Source organism: Streptomyces sp. NPDC048185, from assembly GCF_043202495.1.
GTDB lineage: Bacteria > Actinomycetota > Actinomycetes > Streptomycetales > Streptomycetaceae > Streptomyces.
Genome location: NZ_JBIDAN010000013.1, coordinates 208,445 through 232,829 on the forward strand (window position 1 = coordinate 208,445; position 24,385 = coordinate 232,829).

Here is a 24,385-nt window from a genome sequence, read left to right on the forward strand (position 1 = left end):
TCATTCTCCGGATCGTCCGTCCCCGTGGGCCTCGTGGGCCTGGTCAAGGATGCCGGGCAGCGCCCCGAGGAACGCGTCCACCGCGTCGTCGCCGAGATTCAGCGCGGGCATCAGCCGTACGACATCGGGTGCGGGCGCGTTCACGAGGATCCCGGCTTCCTGAGCCGCCTGCTGCACCGTGGGCGCGAGCGGCTCGGTGAGCACGATACCCAGGAGCAGTCCGGCCCCCCGGACGTGGGCGACCAGCGGGTGGCCGAGGGCCTCGACGCCGCCGCGGAGCTTCTCGCCCTGCCGCTTGACGTTGTCCAGCAGTCCGTCGCCGGCGATGGTGTCGAGGACGGCGAGGCCGGCGGCGCAGGCGACCGGGTTGCCGCCGAAGGTCGTGCCGTGCTGGCCGGGCCGGAGGAGGTCGGCGGCGCGTCCGAAGGCGACGGTCGCGCCCAGCGGCAGGCCGCCGCCGAGGCCCTTGGCGAGGGTGACGACGTCCGGCAGGACGCCTTCGTGGGCCTGGTACTCGAACCAGTGCCCCGTCCGGCCGACGCCGGTCTGCACCTCGTCCAGCACCAGCAGGGCGCCGGTGGCCGCGGTGATGGCCCGCGCCGCCTTCAGGTAGCCGGGCGGCGGCACGACGACGCCGTTCTCGCCCTGGATCGGCTCGATGATCACGAGGGCGGTGTCCTCGGTGACGGCGGCGGCCAGCGCCTGGGCGTCGCCGTACGGGACGTGCGTGACGTCGCCGGGCAGCGGCAGGAACGGCTCCTGCTTGCCGGGCTGTCCGGTCAGCGCCAGGGCGCCCATGGTGCGGCCGTGGAAGCCGCCCTCGGTGGCGACCATGTGCGGCCGCCCGGTGAGCCGGCCGATCTTGAAGGCGCCCTCGTTGGCCTCGGCGCCGGAGTTGCAGAAGAACACCTTGCCGTCGCGGCCGAAGTGCTGGAGCAGCCGTTCGGCGAGGGCGACGGGCGGCTCGGCGACGAAGAGGTTGGAGACGTGGCCGAGGGAGGCGATCTGCCGGCTCACGGCGTCGACGACTGCCGGGTGGGCGTGGCCGAGGGCGTTGACGGCGATGCCGCCGACGAAGTCGAGGTACTCCGTGCCGTCGGCGTCCCAGAGCCGGGAGCCCTCGCCGCGCACCAGGGGCAGGCGGGGCGTGCCGTAGTTGTTCATGAGCGCGCCCTGCCACCGGGCGGTCAGTTCCTCGTTGCTCACGACTCCCCCTGTTCGTCCGGCACGACCATCGTGCCGATGCCCTCGTCGGTGAAGATCTCCAGCAGGATCGAGTGCTGGACCCGGCCGTCGATGACGCGGGCGGTGGTGACGCCGTTGCGTACGGCGTGCAGGCAGCCCTCCATCTTCGGCACCATGCCGCTGGACAGCTCGGGCAGCAGTTTCTCGAGCTGGGAGGCGGTGAGGCGGCTGATCACCTCGTCGGAGTTCGGCCAGTCCTCGTAGAGGCCCTCGACGTCGGTGAGCACCATGAGAGTCTCGGCGCCGAGTGCCGCAGCGAGTGCCGCAGCCGCCGTATCAGCATTGACGTTGTAGACATGTCCGTCGTCCTCGGAACGGGCGATCGAGGAGACGACCGGGATGCGGCCGTCGGCGAGCAGGGCCTCGATGGCGCCGGTGTCGATCTGGGTGATCTCCCCGACGCGTCCGATGTCGACCGGCTCGCCGTCGATCTCCGGCTGGTGCTTGGTGGCGGTGATGGTGTGCGCGTCCTCGCCGGTGAGGCCGACGGCGAGCGGGCCGTGCTGGTTGAGCAGCCCGACCAGTTCGCGCTGCACCTGCCCGGCGAGCACCATCCGCACGACGTCCATGGCGTCCTCGGTGGTGACGCGCAGGCCGGCCTTGAACTCGCTGACGATGCCGTGCTTGTCGAGGGCGGCGCTGATCTGCGGGCCGCCGCCGTGCACGACGACGGGCCTGAGGCCGGCGTGGTGCAGGAAGACGACGTCCTGGGCGAACGCGGCCTTCAGGTCCTCGTCGACCATGGCGTTGCCGCCGAACTTGATGACGACGGTCTTGCCGTTGTGCCGGACCAGCCACGGCAGCGCCTCGATGAGGATCTGCGCCTTCGGGAGGGCGGTGTGCTTCCGAGTGGTGCTCATGAGGAGTACGCGCTGTTCTCGTGGACGTAGTCGGCGGTGAGGTCGTTGGTCCAGATCGTGGCGGTCGCGTCGCCGGCGGCGAGGTCGGCGACGATGTGGACCTCGCGGTAGCGCATGTCGACCAGCTCGCGGTCCTCGCCGACCCCGCCGTTCTTGCAGACCCAGACGCCGTTGATGGCGACGTTGAGCCGGTCCGACTCGAAGGCGGCGGAGGTCGTGCCGATCGCGGAGAGCACGCGGCCCCAGTTGGGGTCCTCGCCGTGGATGGCGCACTTGAGGAGGTTGTTGCGGGCGATGGTGCGGCCCACCTGGACGGCGTCGTCCTCGGTCGCGGCGTTCACGACCTCCACCCTGATGTCCTTGCTGGCGCCCTCGGCGTCCCGGATCAGCTGCTGGCCGAGGTCGTCGCAGACGGTCCGGACGGCCTCGGCGAACTCGTCGTACCCGGGGGCGATGCCGGAGGCGCCGGAGGCGAGCAGCAGCACGGTGTCGTTGGTGGACATGCAGCCGTCGGAGTCGACCCGGTCGAAGGTGACGCGGGTGGCGGCGCGCAGGGCGCGGTCCAGGGTCCCGGTCTCCAGGTCGGCGTCGGTGGTGATCACGACGAGCATGGTGGCGAGGCCCGGGGCGAGCATGCCGGCGCCCTTGGCCATGCCGCCGACGGTCCAGCCGTCCTTGGTCACCACGGACGTCTTGTGCACGGTGTCGGTGGTCTTGATCGCGATGGCGGCCTTCTCGCCGCCGTGCTCGGAGAGCTGACCGGCGGCGGTCTCGACGCCAGGGAGCAGCTTGTCCATGGGGAGCAGGACGCCGATGAGCCCGGTGGAGCAGACGGCGACCTCTCCGGCGCCGGTCCCGAGCACCTCCGCCGCCTTCTCGGCGGTGGCGTGGGTGTCCTGGAAGCCCTTGGGGCCGGTGCAGGCATTGGCGCCGCCGGAGTTGAGGACGACGGCGGTCAGCTCACCGCTCTTGAGGACCTGCTCGGACCAGAGCACCGGCGCGGCCTTGACGCGGTTGGAGGTGAAGACGCCCGCGGCGGAGCGTCGGGGGCCGGTGTTGACCACGAGGGCCAGGTCGGGGTTGCCGTTCTCCTTGATCCCGGCGGCGATGCCCGCCGCCGTGAACCCTTGCGCTGCCGTCACACTCACGGCGCAACTCCGATCGTCGTCAGTCCGGTGGTCTCGTCGAGACCCAGGGCGATGTTCATGCTCTGGACGGCACCGCCCGCGGTGCCCTTGGCCAGGTTGTCGATGGCGCTGATGGCGATGACACGGCCCGCGGCGGCGTCGTACGCGACCTGCACCTGGACGGCGTTCGAGCCGTACACGGAGGCGGTCGCGGGCCACTGTCCCTCGGGCAGCAGGTGCACGAACGGCTCGTCGGCGAAGGCCTTCTCGTAGGCCGCGCGGACGGACTCGGCGCCGACCCCGTCCTTCGCCTTCGCGCTGCACGTGGCGAGGATGCCGCGGGGCATCGGCGCGAGGGTGGGCGTGAAGGAGACGGAGACCGGCTCGCCGGCGACCGCGCCGAGGTTCTGCATCATCTCGGGGGTGTGCCGGTGCCCGCCGCCGACGCCGTAGGGCGACATGGAGCCCATGACCTCGCTGCCCAGCAGGTGGGGCTTGGCCGCCTTGCCCGCGCCGGAGGTGCCGGAGGCGGCGACGATCACGGCCTCGGGCTCGGCGAGGCCGGCGGCGTAGGCCGGGAAGAGCGCCAGCGACACGGCGGTCGGGTAGCAACCGGGCACCGCGATGCGCTTGGACCCCTCCAGCGCGGCACGGCGGCCCGGCAGTTCGGGGAGGCCGTAGGGCCAGGTGCCGGCGTGCGGGGAGCCGTAGAACGTCTCCCAGTCGGCGGCGTCCTCCAGCCGGAAGTCGGCGCCCATGTCCACGACCAGCACGTCCGGCCCGAGCTGCTCGGCGACGGCGGCGGACTGCCCGTGCGGCAGCGCGAGGAACACGACGTCGTGCCCCGCGAGGGCCTCGGGCGTCGTGGCCTCCAGGACGCGGCCGGCCAGCGGCAGCAGGTGCGGCTGCAGCGCGCCGAGCCTCTGTCCGGCGTTGGAGTTGCCGGTCAGGGCGCCGATCTCGATCTCGGGGTGCGCGAGGAGCAGACGCAGCAGCTCTCCGCCCGCGTACCCACTCGCTCCGGCCACCGCCGCACGTACCGCCATGGAAAACCCTCCTCCTGGATGGCATGACTATACGTTTCGCTGCACGTTTATGCAACGCAGCGCGACCGCGGCGGCGGGACCGCCCAGGAGGAGGGGCCGGTCCGGATGCCGGACGGAGCGGTGACCGCGCGGCCCCCGCCGGGGAGACCGCGCGGTCCCGGGGCTCGCCCCTTACCGCTGCTTGATCCGCAGGAACGTCACGGAGTCGGCCGGGAAGGTGTACGTGAACGTCCCCGCCACCCCCGAGAAGGTCGACGTCACCGGTGTCACCGGTGCGTCCGTCTCGGTGTTCACGGCGTCCTGGTCGGCCGCCAGGGTGGTGACCCGCGCCTTGGCCGCGACCTTGGCGCCGCCGAGGTCGACGGCCGTGCGGGCGGCCGTGTCCTGGGCGTTGACGACCTTGACGATCAGCTCGCCGGTCCGCGCGTCCTCGGTGACGATCTGGCGGAACGGCTCGGCCGGCTTGTCGTCGGTGAAGCCGCCCCACTCCTCGCCGTCCAGGTAGAGGGTGACCTGACGGCCCCGGACCTTGACGTCGATGTCGTAGGCACGGCCCGTCTCGATCGAGCCGGCCTTCGACAGGAGCGTCGACTTGCCGCCGTCCGAGGCCTGCTCGACGGCGGACTGGGTGTTGTTCCAGCCGCCCAGGTTCCACCAGTAGTAGTTGCCGGTGTCCTTGACGCCGAAGGCGACGAGGAAGCCCTCCTTGCCGGACTTCTTGGTGGCCCTCACGTGCAGGTCGTAGTTCTGCCAGGCCGGGTCGCCCGCCGTGACCAGGGTGTTCTCGGCGGCGGCGTCGGTCTGCACGTACTGGCCGTCCTGCACGGTCCACGACCCGGCGCCGCTGTGCGTCCACTGCGAGGCGTCACCGGAGAAGTCGTCGGACAGCAGGGTCTTCCCGTCGGCCGAGGTCACCTTCACGTCGTCGTACGCCGCGCTGGTCGCCCAGGTCGACAGGCCGACGGCGCCGGTGATGGGGCCGCTGACGGCCGGGGTGCCGGTGGCCGTGGAGGGGACGACCCGGTCGCCGGTGTTGTTCATGAACAGCTTCTGGACCTCGTAGTTGGCCGAGTTCCAGGAGGCGCGGTTGTTGAACCAGATCAGGTCCGGGCGCCACTGCACGTAGTCCTCGTTGGCGAGCAGCGGGGCGTAGGAGGCGAGCTTGACGACGTCGGCGTTGCGCTCCAGGCCGGTCATGAACGCGGCTTCGGCGAGGGCGTTCTTCCAGGCGTTGCCCTGGGAGGCGTACTCGCCGAGGAAAACCTTCGGGCCACTGCGGTCGTAGGAGTCGTACCGGTCGTTGTTCTGCAGGAACCACTGGGGGCTGTTGTAGTAGTGCTCGTCGACCATGTCGACGCCGGCGTCGCGGTTGAGCTGCCAGGCCGTGTCGAAGGTGGCGCCGGAGTCGTCGGGGCCGGAGTTGGAGACGACCGTGACGTCCGGGTACGTCGCCTCGACGGCCGCGCGGAACTTCTCGAAGCGGGCGAAGAACTGCGCCGGGAGGTTCTCCTCGTTGCCGACCTCGAGGTGAGTGAGGTGGAACGGCTTCGGGTGGCCCATCTCGGCGCGCTTCTTGCCCCACGTGGAGGTCACGGGTCCGTTGGCGAACTCGATGAGGTCCAGGGTGTCCTGGATGTGCCGCTGCAGGAGCGCGTCGTCGTCGACGGCCTTGTTCTGGCCGCACCCGGTGACCAGGGCGGGCACGACGGGCAGCGGCATGGCGCCGATGTCCTCGGCGAAGCGGAAGTACTCGTAGTAGCCGAGGCCGTAGCTCTGGTTGTAGCCCCAGAAGTTGGCGTTGGTGGCACGCTCCTCGACCGGGCCGACGGTGTCCTTCCACTGGTAGGCGCGCTTGCGCTGCCAGCCGGAGGCGGCGCTGTAGTCCTCCATGGAACCCGTGTTGACCAGGCAGCCGCCGGGGAAGCGCAGGAAGCCCGGGTGCAGGGCCTCGATCTTCTCGGCGAGGTCCTTGCGCAGCCCGTTGGACTGTCCCTTGTAGGTGTCGCGGGGGAAGAGGGACACCATGTCGAGGGCGGCGGGCGCGGTCGTGGCGACGGCGAGCCGGCCGCGGTCGCTGGTGCGGGTCGCGGTGAAGGTGGCGGTGTACTTGCGCCAGGCGCCCCGGACGGCCACCTGCCGCACCTGCGCGAGCGTGCCCGCGCTGTCCCGGAGGGAGACGGTGAGGGTGGTGCCGCTCGCGGCGCGGGCCCACACCGAGAAGTCGTACCTCTTGCCCTTCTCGACGCGAATGCCCGTGTTGTAGCCGGCGTTGGCGACCGAGGAACCGGCGGCCAGGGAGAGGTAGTTGCGGTTGCGCTCGTTCAGCCTGCCGTCGTCGTCCACCACCTCGGCCGTGCCGTCGGGCGTCCAGGCGGTGAGCGGCGTGTACGAGCCGTTGTCGGCGGTGGAGTACTCGAAGGAGCGGTTCTGGACCAGCTCGGCGTAGAGGCCTCCGTCGGCGGCGCGGTTGATGTCCTCGTAGAAGACGCCGTACATCGTGTCGTCGATCGCGGGGCCGGTGGCGGCCGGGTCGACGGTGATCGTGTAGTCGGCGACGGCCTCCGCGTGGGCGGGGGACGGCAACAGGGCCGTGGCGGTCAGGAGGGCGGTGGCGCCGAGACCGAGTCTCAGGCGGGTGCGTGACATGGATACTCCGCGGCTCTCGCTCGGGATTGTTCGAAATATCGGACGGTGGTCAGCACTTCGAACGGCAACATAGGGAGGGGGCGGATGCGCGTCAATGGGTCGCGCAGCAACGCACGGGACGGAGAACGGCACTCGATGGGCGAGTTCTGGCCAGTACCGGACGTACTGGCGTACCTGGCGGGGCGGTGGCGCACGGAGCGGTCGGTGCGGGACCTCGCGAGCGGCGACGTCGGCCGCTTCGAGGGGACCACCGTGTTCGAGACGTGCGCGGACGGCACCCTGCGCGGCCACGAGTCCGGTGACTTCACCTGGCGGGGCGTGGCCCGTCCCGCCGAGCGGACGCTGCGCTACGAGCCGGGCGGCGCGCCGGGCACGGCCCACGTGCGCTTCGCGGACGGCCGGCCCTTCCACGACCTGGACCTGACGGCGGGTCGCCATGTGGCCGACCACCCCTGCGCGGCGGACCTGTACCGCGGCGAGTTCACCGTCCGGGGCCCGGACCGCTGGCGGACGGTGTGGCGCGTGGGCGGCCCGGCCAAGGACCTGCTGCTGACCACCGACTACGCGCGCGAGGGCTAGGGCCTGTCGTTTGGATCAGCCGCAGACGCGGGGCCTGGCACGCGCATCTGCCGCGTTGTCGTCGGTTGCCGACGCTCCGCGTCGACGCCCTCCTCCGCCTTGCAGCTGCACGCACCAGGCCCCGCTCACCGGCGCTGACAAGAACCGCCGCTGTCCTGCGACCTGATCCAAACGACAGGCCCTAGCCTCCCGCGGGCGTCAGCCCCGGCCCGGTATCCCGTCGAGGCGGAGGTTCCAGCGGCCCGCGCCGCCCGTCACGGTGGTCGTCGACAGCGGGCGCACGTCGAGGTTCCAGTACGTCGCGGGCGGCGCCTTGAGCGCGTAGACCAGGGCCGCGCGGATCACGGAGGGCTCGGCCACCGCGACGACCCGGTCGCCGTCCTCCCCGGGCCGGGTGTCGAGCCAGCCGCCGACGCGGGTGATGAGGCCGAGCAGCGACTCCCCGCCGTGCGGGGCGGAGCGCGGGTCGGCCAGCCAGGCGTCCACCACCGCCGACTCACGGGCCATCGCCTCACCGAGCGTCAGGCCGCTCCAGCGGCCCATGTCGCACTCGCGCAGGGCGAGTTGGGCCAGCGGGGCGTAACCGAGGGCGTCGCCGGTGGCACGGCTGCGGGGCGTGGGCGAGCAGTAGCGCAGCTCGGCCGCCGCGAGCGGCAGCAGGTCCGGCGCGGCGCGCAGCACCTCGTCCCAGCCGGCCTGGTCCAGCGGCCGGTCGTCCCCGAAGCGCTCCGCGAGCAGGGACGAGCTGCGCGCAGCCGCGACGAACGTGACCCGAAGCGCCATGCGGTGATGGTGGGCCGCGGAAGTGAGCTGGTCAAGAGGTGTTACCAGTGGTTTACCCACAGTTCGTCACGACTCACCGGCCGAAGGCGAGGGCCATCCACTGGTCGGGGCGGTCCAGCGCGGTGAAGCCGATCTTCTCGTAGACCCCGTGCGCGTCGTGCGTGGCGAGCAGGATGCGGCGCAGCCCGTACGGTCTCAGGTGCTCGCGCACGGCACCGACCAGGGCGGTACCGAGGGCCTTGCCGCGCACCGCGGGGTCGACGTACACGTCGCACAGCCAGGCGAAGGTCGCCCGGTCGGTGACGACCCGGGCGTACGCCGCCTGCTCGCCCGTCACCGTGTCGTACACCCCGAAGTTGAGCGAGCCGGCGATCGCCCGGTCCTGCTTCTCGCGGCTGCGGCCGAGCGCCCAGTACGCGTCGGTGGACAGCCACCGGTGCACGCGTCCGGCGTCGATCCGGTCCGGGTCGGTGGAGATCTCGTAGCCCTCGGGCGGGCGCGGGGTGTCGGTCATGCCGGGATGGTCGCAGCGGCGGCCGGACGGCGTCGACAGTTATCTGCGCTCCCCGCCCTGCTCGCGCACCTCGGCCCAGGCCGTGCTCAGCCGCCGCACCCCTTCGGCGATCTCGCCCGTCCCGGCCACCGCGGCGAAGCTCAGCCGCAGGTGGGCGGCCGGGGGTTCGGCGCTGAAGTAGGGGCGCCCCGGCGTGATCGCGACGCCCGCGCGCAGGGCGGCCGCGGTCAGGGCCGCCTCCGCCGTACCGTCGGGCAGGCGCGGCCACAGGTGGTAGCCGCCGGACGGCACGTGGGCCAGGGCGAACTCGGGCAGGTGCAGGCGCAGCGCGGACGTCATCGCGTCGCGGCGGGCCTTCAGCTCGGCGGAGACGGCGCGCAGGTGGCGTGGCCAGGCGGGCGAACCGACGAGTTCGAGCGCCGCCTCCTGAAGGGGCCGGGGCACGAAGAAGGTGTCGACGACCTGGATGGCCCGCAGCCGCTCCAGCACGGGGCCGCGCGCGGCCAGGGCGCTCACCCGGAAGCTCGGCGAGGTCGCCTTGGTCAGCGAGCAGACGTGCACGACGACGCCGTCCGCGTCGTCGGCGGCCAGCGGGCGCGGCAGGGGCCCCGCGTCCTCGTGCACGAGCCGCCGCACGAAGTCGTCCTCCACGACGAAGGCGCCGGCCTCGCGGGCGATGCGCAGTACCTCGCCGCGCCGCTCGGGGGCGAGCACGGCACCGGTCGGGTTCTGGAAGAGGGGCTGGCAGACGAAGACACGGGCGCCGGTCGCCCGGAAGGCGTCGGCGAGCAGGGCCGGCCTCACACCGTCCGCGTCGACGGGGACCGGCACCGGGCGCAGCCCGGCGGCCCGCGCGATGGCCAGCATGCCGGGGTAGGTCGGGGACTCCACGAGGACGGGCGCGCCGGGCGGCGCGAGGGCACGCAGAGCCGTGGTCAGCGCCGACTGCCCGCCGGAGGTGACCAGCACCTCGGCGGCCGTCACCGCGCCGCCGATGCTGCGCGCGAACCATTCCCGCAGCTCCGGCAGCCCCTCCATCGGCGGCCGGCCCCACGCGCCGGGGCGGCGCCCCGCCCGGGACAGTGCCGCCGCCATGGCCCGTTCCGGCTGGAGCGAGGTGTGCAGGTAGCCGCCGTTGAACTCGACGACCCCGGGCGGCGGGGCGGCCAGTGAGACGAGGACGCCGGAGGCGTCCACCGAGCGCGGTACGAGGTCGGCGGCGCCGTCGGCGCTGAGCGCGACCTCCTGCCAGGAGGTGTCCCCGGCCGGGACGGCACGCGGCCGCGAGGGCGCCCGGAAGGCCCCCGCACCGGGCCGGGTCACCACCAGGCCCTCGGCGGCCAGTTGCGCCAGGGCGCGGGAGACGGTCACCGGACTGACCCGGAAGCGATCCACGAGGGCACGGCTGGACGGGAGCTTTCCACCAGGTGAGTAGCGGTCGAGCTCTCGTCGCAGCTGGTTTGCCAGTTCAGCGACACTGCTACGCTCTTGCATGACAGCACAGAGTAGCGCTACCACCCCAGCGAGGATAGCGGTCAGCGGCCCGGCCACGGCATCCGGCGGAAAGTCCTCCGGCACCCTGCTGGCCGCGCTCGGCGTCGTCGCGTTCTCGCTCACCTTCCCCGCCACCGCCTGGGGCCTGGAGGGCTTCGGTCCCTGGTCCCTGGTCGCCGTGCGCAGCGTCCTCGCCGCGCTGATCGCCGGGGGCTGCCTGCTCGCCCTGCGCGTACCGCTGCCCGAGCGGCGGCACTGGTCCGGCCTCGCCGTGGTCGCCGCCGGAGTGGTCCTCGGCTTCCCCCTGCTGACCACGCTCGCGCTGCAGACCTCGACCACCGCGCACGCGGCCGTGGTGGTCGGCCTGCTCCCGCTGACCACCGCGCTGCTGTCCGCGCTGCGCATCGGCACCCGACCCTCGCGCACCTTCTGGATCGCGGCACTGGCGGGCGCGGCGGCCGTGGTGGCGTTCACCGTGCAGCAGAGCGGCGGCGCGCTGACCGCGGCCGACGCCTACCTCTTCGCCGCGCTGCTGGTGTGCGCGGCCGGATACACCGAGGGCGGCCGGCTGGCCCGGGTGATGCCGGGCTGGCAGGTCATCGGCTGGGCGCTGGTGCTCTGTCTGCCGCTCACGGTGCCCGTCACGGCGGTGGCCCTCGCGTACGAGCCCGTGCGGCTGACCGTCCACGGTGTGGCCGGGCTGCTGTGGGTGGCGGTGGGCTCGCAGTTCCTCGGCCTGGTCGTCTGGTACCGGGGCATGGCGGCCATCGGCGTGCCGAAGGCCAGCCAGTTGCAGCTGGCCCAGCCGCTGCTCACACTGGTGTGGTCGGTACTTCTCCTGGGCGAGCACCTGACGGTGGCCGCCCCGCTGACGGCGGCCGCGGTGCTGGTGTGCATCGCGGTCACGCAGCGGTCACGGGGCTGAGCGGCAGACACGTGCGGCACACACGTGAGGAGGCCTCACTGATGCACGCGATGAAGGGTGACCAGCTGGTGCAGCACGGCCGGGTGGTCGGTGAGCACGACAAGGTCGGCGAGATCGTCGAAGTGATGGGCGAGAAGGGCACTCCGCCGTACCGGGTCCGGTTCGAGGACGGGCACGAGGGCGTGTGCTCGCCCGGCCCCGACACCGAGATCCGGCACAGGGAGATGCGGCTGTAGCTCAGCGCGGGGTGTCCGCGGGCTGCCGGTAGTGGTCGGCGGCCACCCGCGCCATCGCGCCGATCCGGTCGTCCGCCACGTCCTTCGCGGCGAAGAACACGTGCCCGCGCACCTCCGGGTGGTCCGCGGCCAGCGCCAGGTGACGGGAGAGCTCGTCCCGGTCCTGCCATGCGGCGGGCTGCGCCGGGTCACCCGCCTTGTACAGCGCCTCGCCCACGTACAGCTGCGTCCTGCTGCCCCGGGCCACCTCGGCCCACCACGGCAGCAGCTTCGCGTAGTCGGCGGCGGGCAGGCCGATGTGCCAGTACAGCTGCGGGACGATGTAGTCGATCCAGCCCTCGCGCACCCACGTGCGGGTGTCCGCGTACAGGTCGTCGTACGTCTGGACGCCCGCGGTCGTCCGCGAGCCGCGCTCGTCGGTGGCCGCGTTGCGCCACACCCCGAAGGGGCTGACACCGAAGCGGGCGGTGGGCCGGGCCTTCTTGACGCGCGCCGCCGTCTCGCGCACCAGCCGGTCGATGTTGTCCCGCCGCCAGTCGGCCCTGGTGGCGAAGCCGCTGCCGTGGGCGCGGTACGTCCCGCCGTCGTCGAAGGCCTGGCCCGCCACCGGGTACGGGTAGAAGTAGTCGTCGAAGTGGACGCCGTCCACGGCGTACTTCTCCACCGCGTCCATCATCGCGTCCTGCACGAAGGAGCGGACCTCGGGCAGCCCCGGGTCGTAGTACAGCTTCCCGCCGTAGGGCACCACCCAGTCCGGGTGCCGGCGGGCGGGGTGCGCGGGCACCAGGTGGGACGGGTCGTCGTGCACGGCGACGCGGTAGGGGTTGAACCAGGCGTGCAGCTCCAGTCCGCGGGCGTGGGCCTCCTGCACGGCCGTGCCCAGCGGGTCCCAGCCCGGGTCCCTGCCCTGGCTGCCGGACAGGTACTGCGACCACGGCTCGTACGCCGACGGCCACAGCGCGTCGGCCGTGGGCCGCACCTGGAAGATCACCGTGTTGAGGCCGTGCCGGACCGCGGTGTCGAGGTGCTCGACGAGCTCGGCGCGCTGCTCGGACGCCGACAGGCCGGCCCGGGTGGGCCAGTCGCGGTTGTTCACCGTGGCCAGCCACATGCCCCGCATCTCGGTGACGGCCCGGCGACGGCCCCCGGGCCTCGCCGGCGGCGCGGGTGGCAGCGGCGCCGCGGACGACGGCGCCGGCGCGGACGCCAGGGTGAGCGCCGACAACGCCGCCACCGCGAAGGTCCGACGCGAGACACGGCCCATGGGAGACCTCCAGAACGCTGCGGATCCGTACCGTCACGGATCGTGTACGGGACCTCAGCATGCCCGACCCGGGGGACGGATCCGCGGCACTGCGGGGGTAACGTGCACGATCGGAGCAGGCGCCGGGGACCCCGGCGGGCCTGCCTCAGCCGTGGAGTCAGCGAAAGGGACGATGTGACCGGCATCTCGGGAGATATCGCACGCGTCGGCGTGGTGGGCTGCGGTCAGATGGGCGCCGGCATCGCCGAGGTGTGCGCCCGCTCCGGCCTGGAGGTGAAGGTCGCCGAGACCACCGGCGAAGCCCTGGAGATCGGCCGGACCCGGCTGTTCAACTCCCTCACCAAGGCCGCCGAGCGAGGCAAGATCACCGAGGAGGAGCTCGAGGCGACGCAGGCGCGGCTGAGCTTCACCACCGACCTGGGCGAGTTCGCCGACCGTGACCTCGTCATCGAGGCCGTCGTCGAGAACGAGCAGGTCAAGACCGAGATCTTCCAGGTGCTCGACCAGGTCGTGACCCGGCCTGACGCGATCCTGGCCTCCAACACCTCCTCCATCCCGCTGGTGAAGCTGGCGGTCGCCACCTCGCGGCCGGACCACGTCATCGGCATCCACTTCTTCAATCCGGCCCCGGTGCAGCAGCTCGTCGAGCTGATCCCGGCGCTCACCACCTCCGAGGGCACGCTCAGCCGGGCGCAGCTCTTCACGGAGAAGGTGCTCGGCAAGCACTCGATCCGCGCCCAGGACCGTTCCGGCTTCGTGGTCAACGCGCTGCTGATCCCGTACCTGCTCTCCGCGATCCGGATGTTCGAGTCGGGCATCGCCAGCCGCGAGGACATCGACAACGGCATGGAGATGGGCTGCGCCCACCCGATGGGCCCGCTGAAGCTGTCCGACCTGATCGGCCTGGACACGGTCGCCTCGGTCGCCCACTCGATGTACGAGGAGTACAAGGAGCCGCTGTACGCCGCTCCCCCGCTGCTCCAGCGCATGGTCGACGCGGGCCGGCTCGGCCGCAAGAGCGGCTCGGGGTTCTACACCTACGGCTGACGCTGAGTGACCGCTTCGCGGGCCCGGCACCCGGTGCGGTGCCGGGCCCGCGGCGTTCGCACCCCGTGTGCGCGCCGGGCCCGCATATGCCGTACGCACACTCTCCCCACACGCCCACCAGGCGAGTTGACTCATCATGCGCATTGCAAGGGATGTGATTCGACCCCCGTTCGACCACGAAAGGAGCGGATTCGTGACCGCCGATCCCGAGCATCCCGCCGTCCCTGGAGAACTCGCAGAGTTACGGCGCCGCCTCGATGTCGCCTACGCCCGCGTGGAGGGCGGGCTGGCGCTGCTCAGCCATCGCACCGAGGAGACCGCCAAGGACCTGGACGAGCTGAGCACCCGGCTCGTGACCCTCGAGCACGCCCGCTGGCCCCTGCCCGCGGTCACCGCGCTCACGGCCGTGGGCGCGCTCGTGGTGGCCCTCTGGCAGGCGTTCGGACGCTGAGCGGCGCGGGGCGGGGCGCAGGGCGCCGGGGATCACGCCATGGCGTCCTGTCCGAGCCGCAGGTGGTGCAGCAGGAGTAACGCGGCCGCCATGTTGGCGGCCGGGACCTCCCCGCGGGCGACCAGGTCGGGGACGAGCTTGAGGGGCACCCACTCCCGGCGGTCCGACTCGAAGTCGTCCACGGGGTGTCCGACGTACTCGCCCTCGTCGGCCCAGTAGATGTGGTGCCGGGCGTCGGTGAGCCCGTTGGACGGCTCCACGCTCATGAGGTGGCGCAGCGGTCCCGGCCGCCAGCCGGTCTCCTCCTCCAGTTCCCTGGCCGCCGCCACCGCGACGTCCTCGCCGTCCTCGACGACGCCGGCCGCGAGTTCCCAGCCCCAGCTGTCGGTGATGAAACGGTGCCGCCACAGCAACAGCACCTCGTTCGCCTCGTTGACCACCGTGGCGACGGCCACGGGGCGCATCCGTATGAGGAAGTGGTCGAGGTGCCGGCCGTCCGGTAGCTCGACATCAGCCAGGTTGACGCTGAACCAGCGATTCGCGTACACATTCTGTTCGTTCTGTTTCGTCCACTGCACGGTTCTGCCACCTTTCTTGAGTAGGTGGCAATATCGCAGCCGGAGCGGCCCGACAGCAGGCGCACGACGGCCGCTCGCGGCGCAGCGGTGGGCGCGGCGTCCCGGGAGGGCGGCGGGCTAGAGCGGTACGCGCAGGGCCCCGTCGATGAGTTCGGCGGCCTCGGCCGTGCCCCCGCAGCCGCTGCGCACCAGGTGCTCGCGCACCGCGCGAAGTCTGTCGCGCAGGCGCTGGGACTCCATTCCGCGGGCCTGTTCCGCCATCTGCACGGCGGTGGCGACCGCCTTGTCGACGTTGCCCCGGCGCAGTTCGACGGTGCTGAGCATGGCGAGCCGGTGCACGCGGCCCCGGTCGTGCGCCGGGTTGTCCACGGCCTGAGCGGCGTGCTCCCCGGCCGCCGCGAGTTCGCCGAGGCTGAGCAGCGCCTCCGCCACCTGGACGTTGACCAGGCCGGGCTGGACATAGCCGGTCTCGTCGGGTTCGTGGCCGCGCCGGATGCGTTCGGCGGCCTGCTCGGCCCGCCGGATGCAGGACAGGGCGCTGCTGCCGTCGCCGAGGTGGGCGTACGACTTGGCCTGCATCGCGTACAGGTCGGAGGCGAGCGCGGGGGTGATGTGCCGGCCGGCGGTGCGCAGGGCCGCCTCCGCGAAGGCGACGGCCTGCCGGTACTCCCGCAGGAACAGCGCCTGGTTGACCAGCAGCGCGATGACGTACGCGCCGAGGCCCCGGTCGCCGCTGGCCTTGGCGAGGCGGAGCGCCTGGTGGAAGTAGCGCTGGGCGAGGCCGTGCGCGTCGGAGTCGTACGCGCAGATGCCGGCGACCGCGACCAGGCCCCCGGTGGCCCGGTGGAGCTGGCGGCCGGTGGCGTCGGTGTAGCCGCCGCGCAGCAGCGGGGCGGCCTCCGCGTTGAGGAAGCCGACGATGCGGGCGCGCGTCGCGACGCCGCCGGCCTTGCGGTACATCTGCTCGTAGTGGGTGCGGGCCGAGCGCAGCATCTCCAGGTCGGCCGTGGTGACCCGGTGCCTGCCGCCGCGGGAGACGTCCACGTCCTCGGGCGGGTTCTCCCACTCCCACACCGGCATCACCGCGGGCGTGCCGGTGAGGGCGGGCGCGCCCAGGATGTGCGGGCGCTGCTGCTGGTCGGAGCGCCACAGGGCGGTCGCCCGCTCCACGAACCCGGACAGCGACCCGGTGTGCGGCGCGGCCGGCTCGCCGGGCACGCCGAGGCCGATGTCGTCGAGGGTGACGGGCCGGTGCAGCCGGGCGGCGAGGACCTCGCAGATCAGGTCGGGCACCTGGCCGCGCGGCCGCTGCCCCTTCAGCCACCGGGCGACCGCGGTGTGTTCGTAGCGCAGCGAGAGCCCTCGCGCCCGTCCCGCCTGGTTGACGTGGGCGGCCAGTCCCGCGTGCGAGACTCCCGCCTCGTCCAGGATCGCGTCGAGCAGAGTGTTGGGCTGCATGGTGCCCCCCGGGTGATTCGGTGCCGACAGCGTAGTGTGTCGGCCTTCACACGGGGTGTGAACGGAGTACGCGCATCCGCACCGTGTGCGCGCTGTCGCGGAGAGTTCCGGACCGGTTGACTGAGCTGCCTCGAAAGAGGCCGGCCGGGCCGCCGGCTCCCCCTCGTACAGTGCGGCGGCCCGTCTCACGCCGTCCGCCCGGCTGCCTGCCCGACACTCCGTGGCGGGGCGGACGGCTCCGCCGGCCCGACCCCTTGCGACCGGACGCCGTTCAGGCTGCGGGTGCGTCGTCGGCTGCCGGTGCGCTGTGGCTGGTCGCGCAGTTCCCCGCGCGCCCCTTGAGGGGCGTTGCCCGCAACGCGTGAAGGGGCGACGGGAACTGCGCGAGCGACCACGACGTACCCGCGGTCGCCACACGCCAGAAGTCCGCGCCCCTTCGGGCGCACCGCCGGCTAGCTGCGCAGCACCGCTCCGACCCGCTCGCCCGCGAGGGCGACCGCCGCGTCGCGGGCCGCGGAGGCCTCGTCGACCGTCAGCGTCCGGTCCCCCGCACGGAAACGCAGCGCGTAGGCCAGGGACTTGCGGCCCTCGCCGAGCTGCTCCGCGTTGTCGTACACGTCGAACAGCCGGATGGACTCCAGCAGTTCACCCGCACCCTCGCGCAGCGCGGCCTCGACCTCGCCGGCCGGGACGAACGCGTCGACGACCAGGGCGACGTCCTGCGTGGCGACCGGGAACGTGGAGATGCCCGGTGCCTGCGGGGTGTCGTCCCCGGCGCGCGCCACCGCGTCAAGGTCCAGCTCCATCGCACAGGAGCGCGCGGGCAGACCGAGCGCCTTGAGCACCCGCGGGTGCAGCTCACCCGCGTGCCCGACGACCCGCTCCGCACCGTCGACCGTGACGATCAGCTCGGCGCAGCGCCCGGGGTGCCAGGGCCCGTACTGGCCCTTGCGGAGGATCAGCTCGGCCCCCGCCGCCCGGGCCACGAGGCGCCCCGCCTCGATCGCGTCGGCCCAGTCGGCCGGGCGGCCCTTGCCCCACCAGCCGGCCTGCTCGCGGGCGCCCGCGAGGACGACGGCGACATGCCGGGGCTGGTCGGGCAGCGCGGCGTCCAGCGCGGCGAGGTCTTCCTCGCTGGGACGCCGGTCGACGGGCAGGTTCACGGCGACGCGCTGTTCGTCGCGCGGCTGGAAGACCAGTCCGGTCTCGAAGAGCGCGAGGTCGTGGCTGCCCCGGCCGTCGTTGCGGCGCAGCGCACCGAGCAGGCCCGGCAGCAGCGAGGTCCGCAGCGCGGGCTCCTCGTCGCTGAGCGGGTTGACCAGCTTGACCACGCGGCGGGCCGGGTCGTCGGCGTCCAGGCCGAGCTGGTCGAAGACCTGCTCGCTGACGAACGGGTAGTTCGGCGCCTCGACGTAACCGGCACCGGCCAGTGCCCGGCCGACCCGGCGGTGCAGCCGCTGCCGGGTGGTCAGGCCGCGGCCCGCCGGGGGGCGGGGCAGCGTGGAGGGCAGGTTCTCGTAGCCCTCCAGGCGGATGACCTCTTCGGCCAGGTCGTTCGGGTCGGTGAGGTCCGGCCGCCAGGACGGGGCGGTGACGATCAGCTCGTCCTGCCCGTACACGTCGCAGCCGACCTCCTGGAGGCGGCGTACGACGGTCTCCCGGCCGTACGTCACGCCCGCCACCTCGTCCGGGTGGTCGGCGCGCATGGCGACGGTGTGCGGCGCGGACGGCGCGCTGATCTCGGTGACGCCCGCCTCGGCGGTGCCGCCGGCGAGGAGCACGAGCAGGTCGACGGTGCGCTGGGCGGCGGCGGCCGCGGCCTGCGGGTCGACGCCGCGCTCGAAGCGGCGGGAGGCCTCGGAGGACAGCTTGTGGCGGCGGGCGGTGCGCGCGACGGAGACCTGGTCGAAGTGGGCGGCCTCGATGACCACGTCACTCGTCGCGGTGCCCCCGTTCTCGGCGGCTCCGTGGTCGGCGATCTCCGTGTTGGCGCCGCCCATGACGCCCGCGAGGCCGATCGGGCCGCGGTCGTCGGTGATGACCAGGTCCTCGGAGTGCAGCTTCCGCTCGACGCCGTCGAGGGTGACGATCTTCTCGCCCTCCTCGGCCCGGCGCACGCCGATGGTGCCCTGGACCAGGCCGCGGTCGTAGGCGTGCAGGGGCTGGCCGAGCTCCATCATCACGTAGTTGGTGACGTCGACGGCGAGCGAGATCGGGCGCATGCCGACCTTCTGCAGGCGCCGCTGGAGCCAGATCGGGGAGCGTGCCTCGGGGCTGAGGCCGGTGACCGTGCGGGCGGTGAAGCGGTCGCAGCCCGTGGGGTCGGCGATCTTCACGGGGTAGCCGTAGGCGTTCGGGCCGGGCACGTCGAGCAGGGCCGGGTCGCGCAGCGGCAGGCCGTAGGCGATGGCGGCCTCGCGGGCGACGCCGCGGATGGACAGGCAGTCGCCGCGGTTGGCGGTGACGGCGATGTCCAGGACCTCGTCGACCAGTTCCAGCAGCTCGATGGCGTCCTTGCCGACCTCGGTCTCCGGCGGCAGCACGATGATGCCGTGGGTTCCGTCGTCGCCCATGCCCAGCTCGTCGCTGGAGCAGATCATGCCGTGGGACGTCTTGCCGTACGTCTTGCGCGCGGAGATCGAGAAGCCGCCCGGCAGGGTGGCGCCGGGCAGGACCACGACGACCTTGTCGCCGACGGCGAAGTTGCGGGCGCCGCAGACGATCTCCTGGGGCTCACCGGTGCCGTTGGCCCGGCCGACGTCGACGGTGCAGAAGCGGATCGGCTTCTTGAAGCCCTCCAGCTCCTCGATGGTCAGCACCTGGCCGACGACGAGGGGGCCCTTGAGGTCGGCGCCCAGGTGCTCGACGGTCTCGACCTCCAGGCCGGCCGAAATCAGCTTGGCCTGCACGTCGCGGCCGGTCTCGGTGGCCGGCAGGTCGACGTACTCCCGCAGCCAAGAAAGCGGGACCCGCATCAGATCTCCATCCCGAACGGCCGGGTGAACCGGACGTCACCCTCGACCATGTCTCGCATGTCCTCGACGTTGTGGCGGAACATCAGCATCCGCTCGATGCCGAACCCGAAGGCGAAGCCGCTGTACTTCTCCGGGTCGACGCCGCAGGCGACGAGCACCCGCGGGTTGACCATGCCGCAGCCGCCCAGCTCGATCCAGCCCTCGCTGGAGCAGGTGCGGCAGGGCCGGTCGGGGTTGCCGACGGACGCGCCCTTGCAGACGTAGCAGAGCATGTCCATCTCGGCGGACGGCTCGGTGAAGGGAAAGAAGTTCGGCCGCAGCCGGGTCTTCATCTCCGCGCCGAACAGCGACTGGACCATGTGGTCCAGGGTGCCCTTGAGGTCCGCCATGGTCAGGCCCTCGTCGATGGCGAGCAGCTCGACCTGGTGGAAGACCGGGGTGTGCGTGGCGTCCAGCTCGTCGGTGCGGTACACGCGGCCGGGGCAGATCACGTAGACCGGCAGCTCACGGGTGAGCGCGGAGCGGATCTGCACGGGCGAGGTGTGGGTACGCAGGACGACGCCGGACTCGGTGCCGCCCTCGGGGCCCTGCACGAAGAAGGTGTCGGCCTCGCCGCGGGCCGGGTGGTCCGGGCCGATGTTGAGGGCGTCGAAGTTGAACCACTCGGCCTCGACCTCGGGGCCCTCGGCTACCTCGTAGCCCATGGCCACGAAGATGTCCTCGATGCGCTCGGAGAGCGTCGTGAGCGGGTGGCGGGCGCCGGCCGGCACGCGGTCGTGGGGCAGCGTGACGTCCACGGCCTCCTCGACCAGCACGCGGGCGTCGCGCTCGGCCTCCAGCTCGGTCTGGCGGGCGGCGAGGGCCTTGTTCACGGCGCCGCGGGCCATGCCGACGCGCTTGCCGGCCTCGGCCTTGGCGTGCGGGGGCAGGGCGCCGATCTCGCGGTTGGCCAGCGACAGCGGGGAGGTGCCGCCGGTGTGGGCGACCTTGGCCTCCTGGAGCGCGTCGAGGGAGTCCGCGGCGGCGAAGGCGGCGAGCGCCTCGTCCCGCATGCGCTCGATCTCTTCCGGTTTCAACGCCTCGACCTCGACAGGGTCGTACGACTTATTCGGTGCCGACATCTCTTCCCGTGCTTCCGATTGGCTGGCTGATGGTCCCCGTCACCGGCTCGTGGACGAAGCGTGTCGCTCTGGGCGTCTCCGTCTGCGGGACACAAAGGTGCCAAAGGCCGAGTCTAACGGGGTGGAGGAACGCGAATGCGCCCGCGGTGCTCAGGCCAGGTAGGCCGGGGCCGCCACGGGCAACGTAAATCGGAACTCGGCGCCGCCCTTGGGGGCGCGTCCGACCGTGATGGTGCCGCCGTGGGCCTCGACGATGCCCTTGACGATGTAGAGCCCGAGGCCGGTGCCACCGCGCTTGCTGCCCCGCCAGAAGCGGGTGAAGACGCGGTTCATGGACTCCTCCGGGATGCCGGGCCCCTCGTCGCTCACCGTGACCGACGTGCCGGTGTCCTCCTCTTCGCGGGGGGACACCGCGGGCGTGATGTCAATGGTGACCGTTCCCTCGCCGTGCCGCACGGCATTTTCGATGAGGTTGCTCAGCACCTGGTCGATCTTGTCGGGGTCGGCCCACAGGGCGGGCAGCGGCCGGCCGAGGCGGAGCAGGAAGCGGTCGGCGGGCTGGCCGGAGGCGACGTAGGCCTGGATGTGCCGGCCGACGGCGGCACCGATGTCGACGGGCTGGCGGCGGACCTCGAGCCGCCCGGAGTCGATCCGGGAGATGTCCAGCAGCTCGGCGATGAGCCGGGTGACGCGGTCGGCGTCGGCGTCGACGGTCTCCAGCATCAGCCGCTTCTGGTCGTCCGTGAACCGCTCCCACTTGGCCAGCAGCGTCGCCGTGAAGCCCTTGACGGAGGTGAGCGGGGAGCGCAGTTCGTGGGCGACGGTGGCGATCAGCTCGGCGTGACTGCGCTCGGTGCGGCGGCGGGCCTCGGTGTCGCGCAGGGTGACGACGACGCGGTGCACGGGGCCGGTGCGCCCGGTGCGGACGTAGCGGGCGGAGACCAGGACCTCGCGGCCGCCGGGGAGCAGCAGGTTGCGCTCCGGCTGACCCACGCGGATGGCCAGCCCGCCGTAGGGGTCGGTCAGCTGCCACCAGCGCCGGCCGTCGAGATCCTCCAGGGGCAGGGCCTCGTCGAGGCGCTGCCCGAGGGCCTCGGCCGCGGGGACGGCGGTGATGCGGACCGCGGCCGCGTTGAAGCAGATCACCCGTCCGTGCTCGTCCGCGACGACGAGACCGTCGGGCAGCTCGTCGGGGCCGATGCCGAGGCCGGTGGGGTCCCCGGGCCGGCGCGGCGCGGGAGGGCGCTCCGCCCGGTGTCCCCCCGGTGCGCTGCTCGTGCCGACGCTCATCCCCGTACCCCACCTCTCAGCCGGTCTGGGGTCCCCGAGCTGGTCACCCTACTAGCCTGCGGTGACGGAGCGGCACCCTCCGGCGGCGCGCTGTGCACGCGCGGACGCGTAGAGACATACGGCCGCGGCGGTGGCGAGGTTCAGACTCTCGGCCTTTCCGTGGATCGGGACGCGGACCACGGCGTCGGCCAGGGCGCGGGTCTCCTCCGGCAGCCCCCAGGCCTCGTTGCCGAAGACCCAGGCGGTGGGCCCGCCCATGGTGCCGGCGTCCAGCTCGGCGTCCAGGTCGTCCTCGCCCGCGCCGTCGGCGGCCAGGACCCGCACGCCGACGTCGCGCAGCTCGGCCACGGCCAGCTCCACGGGGACGCCGACGGCGACCGGCAGGTGGAACAGGGAACCGACGGAGGCGCGTACGGCCTTGGGGTTGTACAGGTCGACGGAGGCGTCGGTGAGGACGACGGCCTCGGCGCCGGCGGCGTCGGCGCAGCGCAGCACGGTGCCGGCGTTGCCGGGGTCGCGGACGTGCGCGAGGACGGCGACGAGCTTGGGGCGCGCGGCGAGGATCGCGTCGAAGGGGGTGTCCACGAAGCGGCAGACCCCGACGAGGCCCTGGGGGGTGACGGTGGTGGAGATGTCCTCGATCACCGCGTCGGCGGCGAGGTGGACCCGCGCGCCGGCGTCACGGGCGGCGCCGATGATGTCGGCGTAGCGCTCGGCGGCCTCGACGGTGGCGAACACCTCGGTCAGGGTGTCCCCGTACCCGGCGGCCTCCCGCACGGCCTGCGGCCCCTCGGCCAGGAACAGCCGCTCCTTCCCCCGGAAGTTCCGCTTCGCCAACCGCCGCGCGGCGGCGACACGGGGGGACCGGGGAGAGATCAGCTCGGGGCTGACGGGACGCACTCTTGCTCACCTTCACATCTGAATCGACGCGGACTGCAACGCGCCCCTTCAGGGGCGCGGGGAACTGCGCGACAAGCCACGACGCACCCGCAGCCGAAAGGGCACGGTGGGGCGGCAACAACAGGACCCGCAGGCTCGAAACCTGCGGGTCCAGTCACGACGGCTCAAAGCCGGCGCAGCGTCACGCGGCCTTCGGCGCGTTGACGTCGCTCGGCAGCGCCTTCTGGGCGACCTCGACCAGCGCGGCGAACGCACCGGCGTCGTTGACGGCCAGCTCGGCGAGGATCTTGCGGTCCACCTCGACGTTGGCGGCCTTCAGGCCCTGGATGAAGCGGTTGTACGTGATGCCGTTGGCGCGGGCAGCGGCGTTGATGCGCTGGATCCACAGCTGGCGGAAGTCACCCTTGCGCTTCTTGCGGTCGTTGTAGTTGTAGACCAGCGAGTGGGTGACCTGCTCCTTGGCCTTGCGGTACAGGCGCGAACGCTGACCGCGGTAGCCGGAGGCCTGCTCGAGGATCGCCCGGCGCTTCTTGTGGGCGTTGACTGCCCGCTTGACGCGTGCCACTTGTTAACTCCTTGTAGCGGGGCCGCGGTGGTCCTCACGCGGCCCGGTATCGATTGGGTCCCGGTCCTGAATGACGTACGGCGCTCCGTGCGGGCGCCGCGGACGTCACTTGCCGAGAAGCTTCTTGATCTTCGCGGCGTCGCCCGGGGCCATCTCGGCGTTGCCGGTGAGGCGACGCGTCACGCGGGACGACTTGTGCTCGAGCAGGTGGCGCTTGCCGGCGCGCTCACGGAGCACCTTGCCGGAGCCGGTGATCTTGAAGCGCTTGCTGGCACCGCTGTGCGACTTGTTCTTCGGCATAGCGCCGTTATCTCCTCGTCGGTGGCACTCCGGTGCCCGGTCGTGAAACCGGGCACGGTGGAGCGTCGCTCTTGTATCGGTTACGTCCTGGGGACTCGCGTCCCCCGGGGTCACGCCTCGGCGGAAGCCTCGGCCGGGGCCTCGGCGTTCACGGCGTCGGCGTCCGCGGCGTTCTGCGACTTGCCGGGGTTGGCCTTCGCGTCCGCCTTGCGGGCTTCCTGCGCCTGGCGAGCCTCGGCCATCGCCTCGGTCTTCTTCTTGTGCGGACCGAGGACCATGATCATGTTGCGGCCGTCCTGCTTCGGGTTCGACTCCACGAAGCCGAGGTCCTGGACGTCCTCCGCGAGACGCTGCAGCAGTCGGTAGCCGAGTTCCGGCCGGGACTGCTCGCGACCACGGAACATGATCGTGATCTTGACCTTGTCGCCCTGCTTGAGGAACCGGACGACGTGACCCTTCTTGGTGTCATAGTCGTGCGGGTCGATCTTCGGCCGGAGCTTCATCTCCTTGATGACCGTGTGCGCCTGGTTCTTGCGCGCCTCACGGGCCTTCATGGCCGACTCGTACTTGAACTTCCCGTAGTCCATGAGCTTGCACACGGGCGGACGGGCGTTCGCCGCGACCTCGACGAGGTCGAGGTCGTACTCCTGCGCAAGCTCCAGGGCCTTGGCAAGCGGGACAATCCCGACCTGCTCGCCGCTGGGACCGACAAGTCGCACCTCGGGAACGCGAATCCGGTCGTTGATGCGGGGCTCGGCGCTGATGGATCCTCCTCGGTAGCACCACGCGACGGTCTGGCGGACAGCCGCGTAACGTCTGTGTTCGATAGACCTAACCGCGCCGGCGCACAAAAAATGCCCCGGACGATCACAGGCGGGGCTCCTCGAACTGCTACCGGAGCACCGTCGCGATGGCCGCGGGGCGCACTTTCGGGCCGGTCGCCGCCGCGTGGACGGGACCGCCTGACCGGTGACCCGCCGT

At 72.3% G+C, this 24,385-nt stretch carries 23 protein-coding genes; 5 read left to right on the forward strand and 18 right to left on the reverse strand.

What is annotated here, in order from left to right; all coding sequences use genetic code 11:
- From ACGF3H_RS30960 to ACGF3H_RS30980, 5 genes are all read right to left on the reverse strand, one after another.
- Positions 1–1,206: an acetylornithine transaminase gene (locus ACGF3H_RS30960; RefSeq protein ID WP_362498218.1), complete on the reverse strand. Its 1,206-nt coding sequence runs from the start codon at positions 1,204–1,206 to the stop codon at positions 1–3.
- On the reverse strand, positions 1,203–2,105 hold the full coding sequence (gene argB, locus ACGF3H_RS30965) for an acetylglutamate kinase (RefSeq protein ID WP_362498216.1): 903 nt from the start codon (positions 2,103–2,105) through the stop codon (positions 1,203–1,205). Before argB ends, ACGF3H_RS30960 begins: the two co-directional genes overlap by 4 nt.
- Positions 2,102–3,253 carry a bifunctional glutamate N-acetyltransferase/amino-acid acetyltransferase ArgJ gene (gene argJ / locus ACGF3H_RS30970; protein ID WP_362498213.1) on the reverse strand — a complete coding sequence of 384 codons (1,152 nt, stop codon included), beginning with the start codon at positions 3,251–3,253 and terminating at the stop codon, positions 2,102–2,104. Before argJ ends, argB begins: the two co-directional genes overlap by 4 nt.
- Positions 3,250–4,278: an N-acetyl-gamma-glutamyl-phosphate reductase gene (gene argC, locus ACGF3H_RS30975; protein ID WP_362498210.1), complete on the reverse strand. Its 1,029-nt coding sequence runs from the start codon at positions 4,276–4,278 to the stop codon at positions 3,250–3,252. Before argC ends, argJ begins: the two co-directional genes overlap by 4 nt.
- 171 nt (positions 4,279–4,449) lie before the next feature.
- On the reverse strand, positions 4,450–6,924 hold the full coding sequence (locus tag ACGF3H_RS30980) for an alpha-L-arabinofuranosidase C-terminal domain-containing protein (protein ID WP_362498208.1): 2,475 nt from the start codon (positions 6,922–6,924) through the stop codon (positions 4,450–4,452).
- A 135-nt stretch (positions 6,925–7,059) separates the two neighbouring features.
- On the opposite strand from ACGF3H_RS30980, the gene ACGF3H_RS30985 reads away from it, so the two are divergent.
- On the forward strand, positions 7,060–7,503 hold the full coding sequence (locus ACGF3H_RS30985; RefSeq protein ID WP_362498418.1) for a DUF6314 family protein: 444 nt from the start codon (positions 7,060–7,062) through the stop codon (positions 7,501–7,503).
- Positions 7,504–7,701: 198 nt separating this feature from the next.
- On the opposite strand, the gene ACGF3H_RS30990 is transcribed toward ACGF3H_RS30985, so the two are convergent.
- The 3 genes from ACGF3H_RS30990 to ACGF3H_RS31000 form a co-directional block, all read right to left on the reverse strand.
- Positions 7,702–8,286 (reverse strand): histidine phosphatase family protein, encoded by a 585-nt coding sequence (locus ACGF3H_RS30990; protein WP_362500014.1) that lies wholly within the window; start codon positions 8,284–8,286, stop codon positions 7,702–7,704.
- A gap of 73 nt (positions 8,287–8,359) precedes the next feature.
- Positions 8,360–8,800, reverse strand: a complete 441-nt coding sequence (locus ACGF3H_RS30995) for a GNAT family N-acetyltransferase (protein ID WP_362500013.1) — start codon at positions 8,798–8,800, stop codon at positions 8,360–8,362.
- Positions 8,801–8,839: 39 nt separating this feature from the next.
- Positions 8,840–10,294, reverse strand: coding sequence for a PLP-dependent aminotransferase family protein (locus ACGF3H_RS31000; protein WP_362500012.1), 1,455 nt, complete (start codon positions 10,292–10,294; stop codon positions 8,840–8,842).
- On the opposite strand from ACGF3H_RS31000, the gene ACGF3H_RS31005 reads away from it, so the two are divergent.
- Positions 10,293–11,219, forward strand: a complete 927-nt coding sequence (locus ACGF3H_RS31005) for a DMT family transporter (RefSeq protein WP_362500011.1) — start codon at positions 10,293–10,295, stop codon at positions 11,217–11,219. The genes ACGF3H_RS31000 and ACGF3H_RS31005 overlap by 2 nt on opposite strands.
- 41 nt (positions 11,220–11,260) lie before the next feature.
- Entirely contained in the window at positions 11,261–11,455 is a 195-nt protein-coding gene (locus tag ACGF3H_RS31010; RefSeq protein WP_362500010.1) for a DUF1918 domain-containing protein, read from the forward strand.
- A gap of 1 nt (position 11,456) precedes the next feature.
- On the opposite strand, the gene ACGF3H_RS31015 is transcribed toward ACGF3H_RS31010, so the two are convergent.
- On the reverse strand, positions 11,457–12,719 hold the full coding sequence (locus tag ACGF3H_RS31015; RefSeq protein ID WP_362500009.1) for a family 10 glycosylhydrolase: 1,263 nt from the start codon (positions 12,717–12,719) through the stop codon (positions 11,457–11,459).
- A gap of 174 nt (positions 12,720–12,893) precedes the next feature.
- Between ACGF3H_RS31015 and ACGF3H_RS31020 the strand changes: the two genes are divergently transcribed.
- Positions 12,894–13,766 carry a 3-hydroxybutyryl-CoA dehydrogenase gene (locus ACGF3H_RS31020; protein ID WP_362500008.1) on the forward strand — a complete coding sequence of 291 codons (873 nt, stop codon included), beginning with the start codon at positions 12,894–12,896 and terminating at the stop codon, positions 13,764–13,766.
- 193 nt (positions 13,767–13,959) lie between these two features.
- A complete protein-coding gene (locus ACGF3H_RS31025) occupies positions 13,960–14,217 on the forward strand; it encodes a hypothetical protein (RefSeq protein WP_362500007.1) in 258 nt (85 codons plus the stop codon).
- Between the two features lie 32 nt (positions 14,218–14,249).
- Here the strand turns inward: ACGF3H_RS31025 and ACGF3H_RS31030 are convergent, their stop codons facing one another.
- The 9 genes from ACGF3H_RS31030 to infC form a co-directional block, all read right to left on the reverse strand.
- Complete coding sequence (locus ACGF3H_RS31030) at positions 14,250–14,795, reverse strand: NUDIX hydrolase (RefSeq protein WP_362500006.1); 546 nt, start codon at positions 14,793–14,795, stop codon at positions 14,250–14,252.
- Positions 14,796–14,912: 117 nt separating this feature from the next.
- Entirely contained in the window at positions 14,913–16,253 is a 1,341-nt protein-coding gene (locus ACGF3H_RS31035; RefSeq protein ID WP_362500005.1) for a transcriptional regulator, read from the reverse strand.
- Positions 16,254–16,705: 452 nt separating this feature from the next.
- A complete protein-coding gene (gene pheT / locus ACGF3H_RS31040; RefSeq protein WP_362500004.1) occupies positions 16,706–19,228 on the reverse strand; it encodes a phenylalanine--tRNA ligase subunit beta in 2,523 nt (840 codons plus the stop codon).
- Positions 19,228–20,349 (reverse strand): phenylalanine--tRNA ligase subunit alpha, encoded by a 1,122-nt coding sequence (pheS, locus tag ACGF3H_RS31045; RefSeq protein WP_362500003.1) that lies wholly within the window; start codon positions 20,347–20,349, stop codon positions 19,228–19,230. Before pheS ends, pheT begins: the two co-directional genes overlap by 1 nt.
- A 150-nt stretch (positions 20,350–20,499) precedes the next feature.
- The gene (locus ACGF3H_RS31050) at positions 20,500–21,639 is read right to left on the reverse strand and encodes an ATP-binding protein (RefSeq protein ID WP_362500002.1); all 1,140 of its coding nucleotides are present in this window, start codon (positions 21,637–21,639) and stop codon (positions 20,500–20,502) included.
- Between the two features lie 51 nt (positions 21,640–21,690).
- Complete coding sequence (locus tag ACGF3H_RS31055) at positions 21,691–22,539, reverse strand: RNA methyltransferase (protein WP_362500001.1); 849 nt, start codon at positions 22,537–22,539, stop codon at positions 21,691–21,693.
- A 181-nt stretch (positions 22,540–22,720) separates the two neighbouring features.
- Positions 22,721–23,104 carry a 50S ribosomal protein L20 gene (rplT, locus tag ACGF3H_RS31060; protein ID WP_004002577.1) on the reverse strand — a complete coding sequence of 128 codons (384 nt, stop codon included), beginning with the start codon at positions 23,102–23,104 and terminating at the stop codon, positions 22,721–22,723.
- Positions 23,105–23,209: 105 nt separating this feature from the next.
- Positions 23,210–23,404 (reverse strand): 50S ribosomal protein L35, encoded by a 195-nt coding sequence (gene rpmI, locus ACGF3H_RS31065; protein WP_003977225.1) that lies wholly within the window; start codon positions 23,402–23,404, stop codon positions 23,210–23,212.
- Positions 23,405–23,514: 110 nt separating this feature from the next.
- Complete coding sequence (gene infC, locus ACGF3H_RS31070; RefSeq protein WP_362500017.1) at positions 23,515–24,168, reverse strand: translation initiation factor IF-3; 654 nt, start codon at positions 24,166–24,168, stop codon at positions 23,515–23,517.
- Between the last annotated feature and the right edge of the window lie 217 nt (positions 24,169–24,385).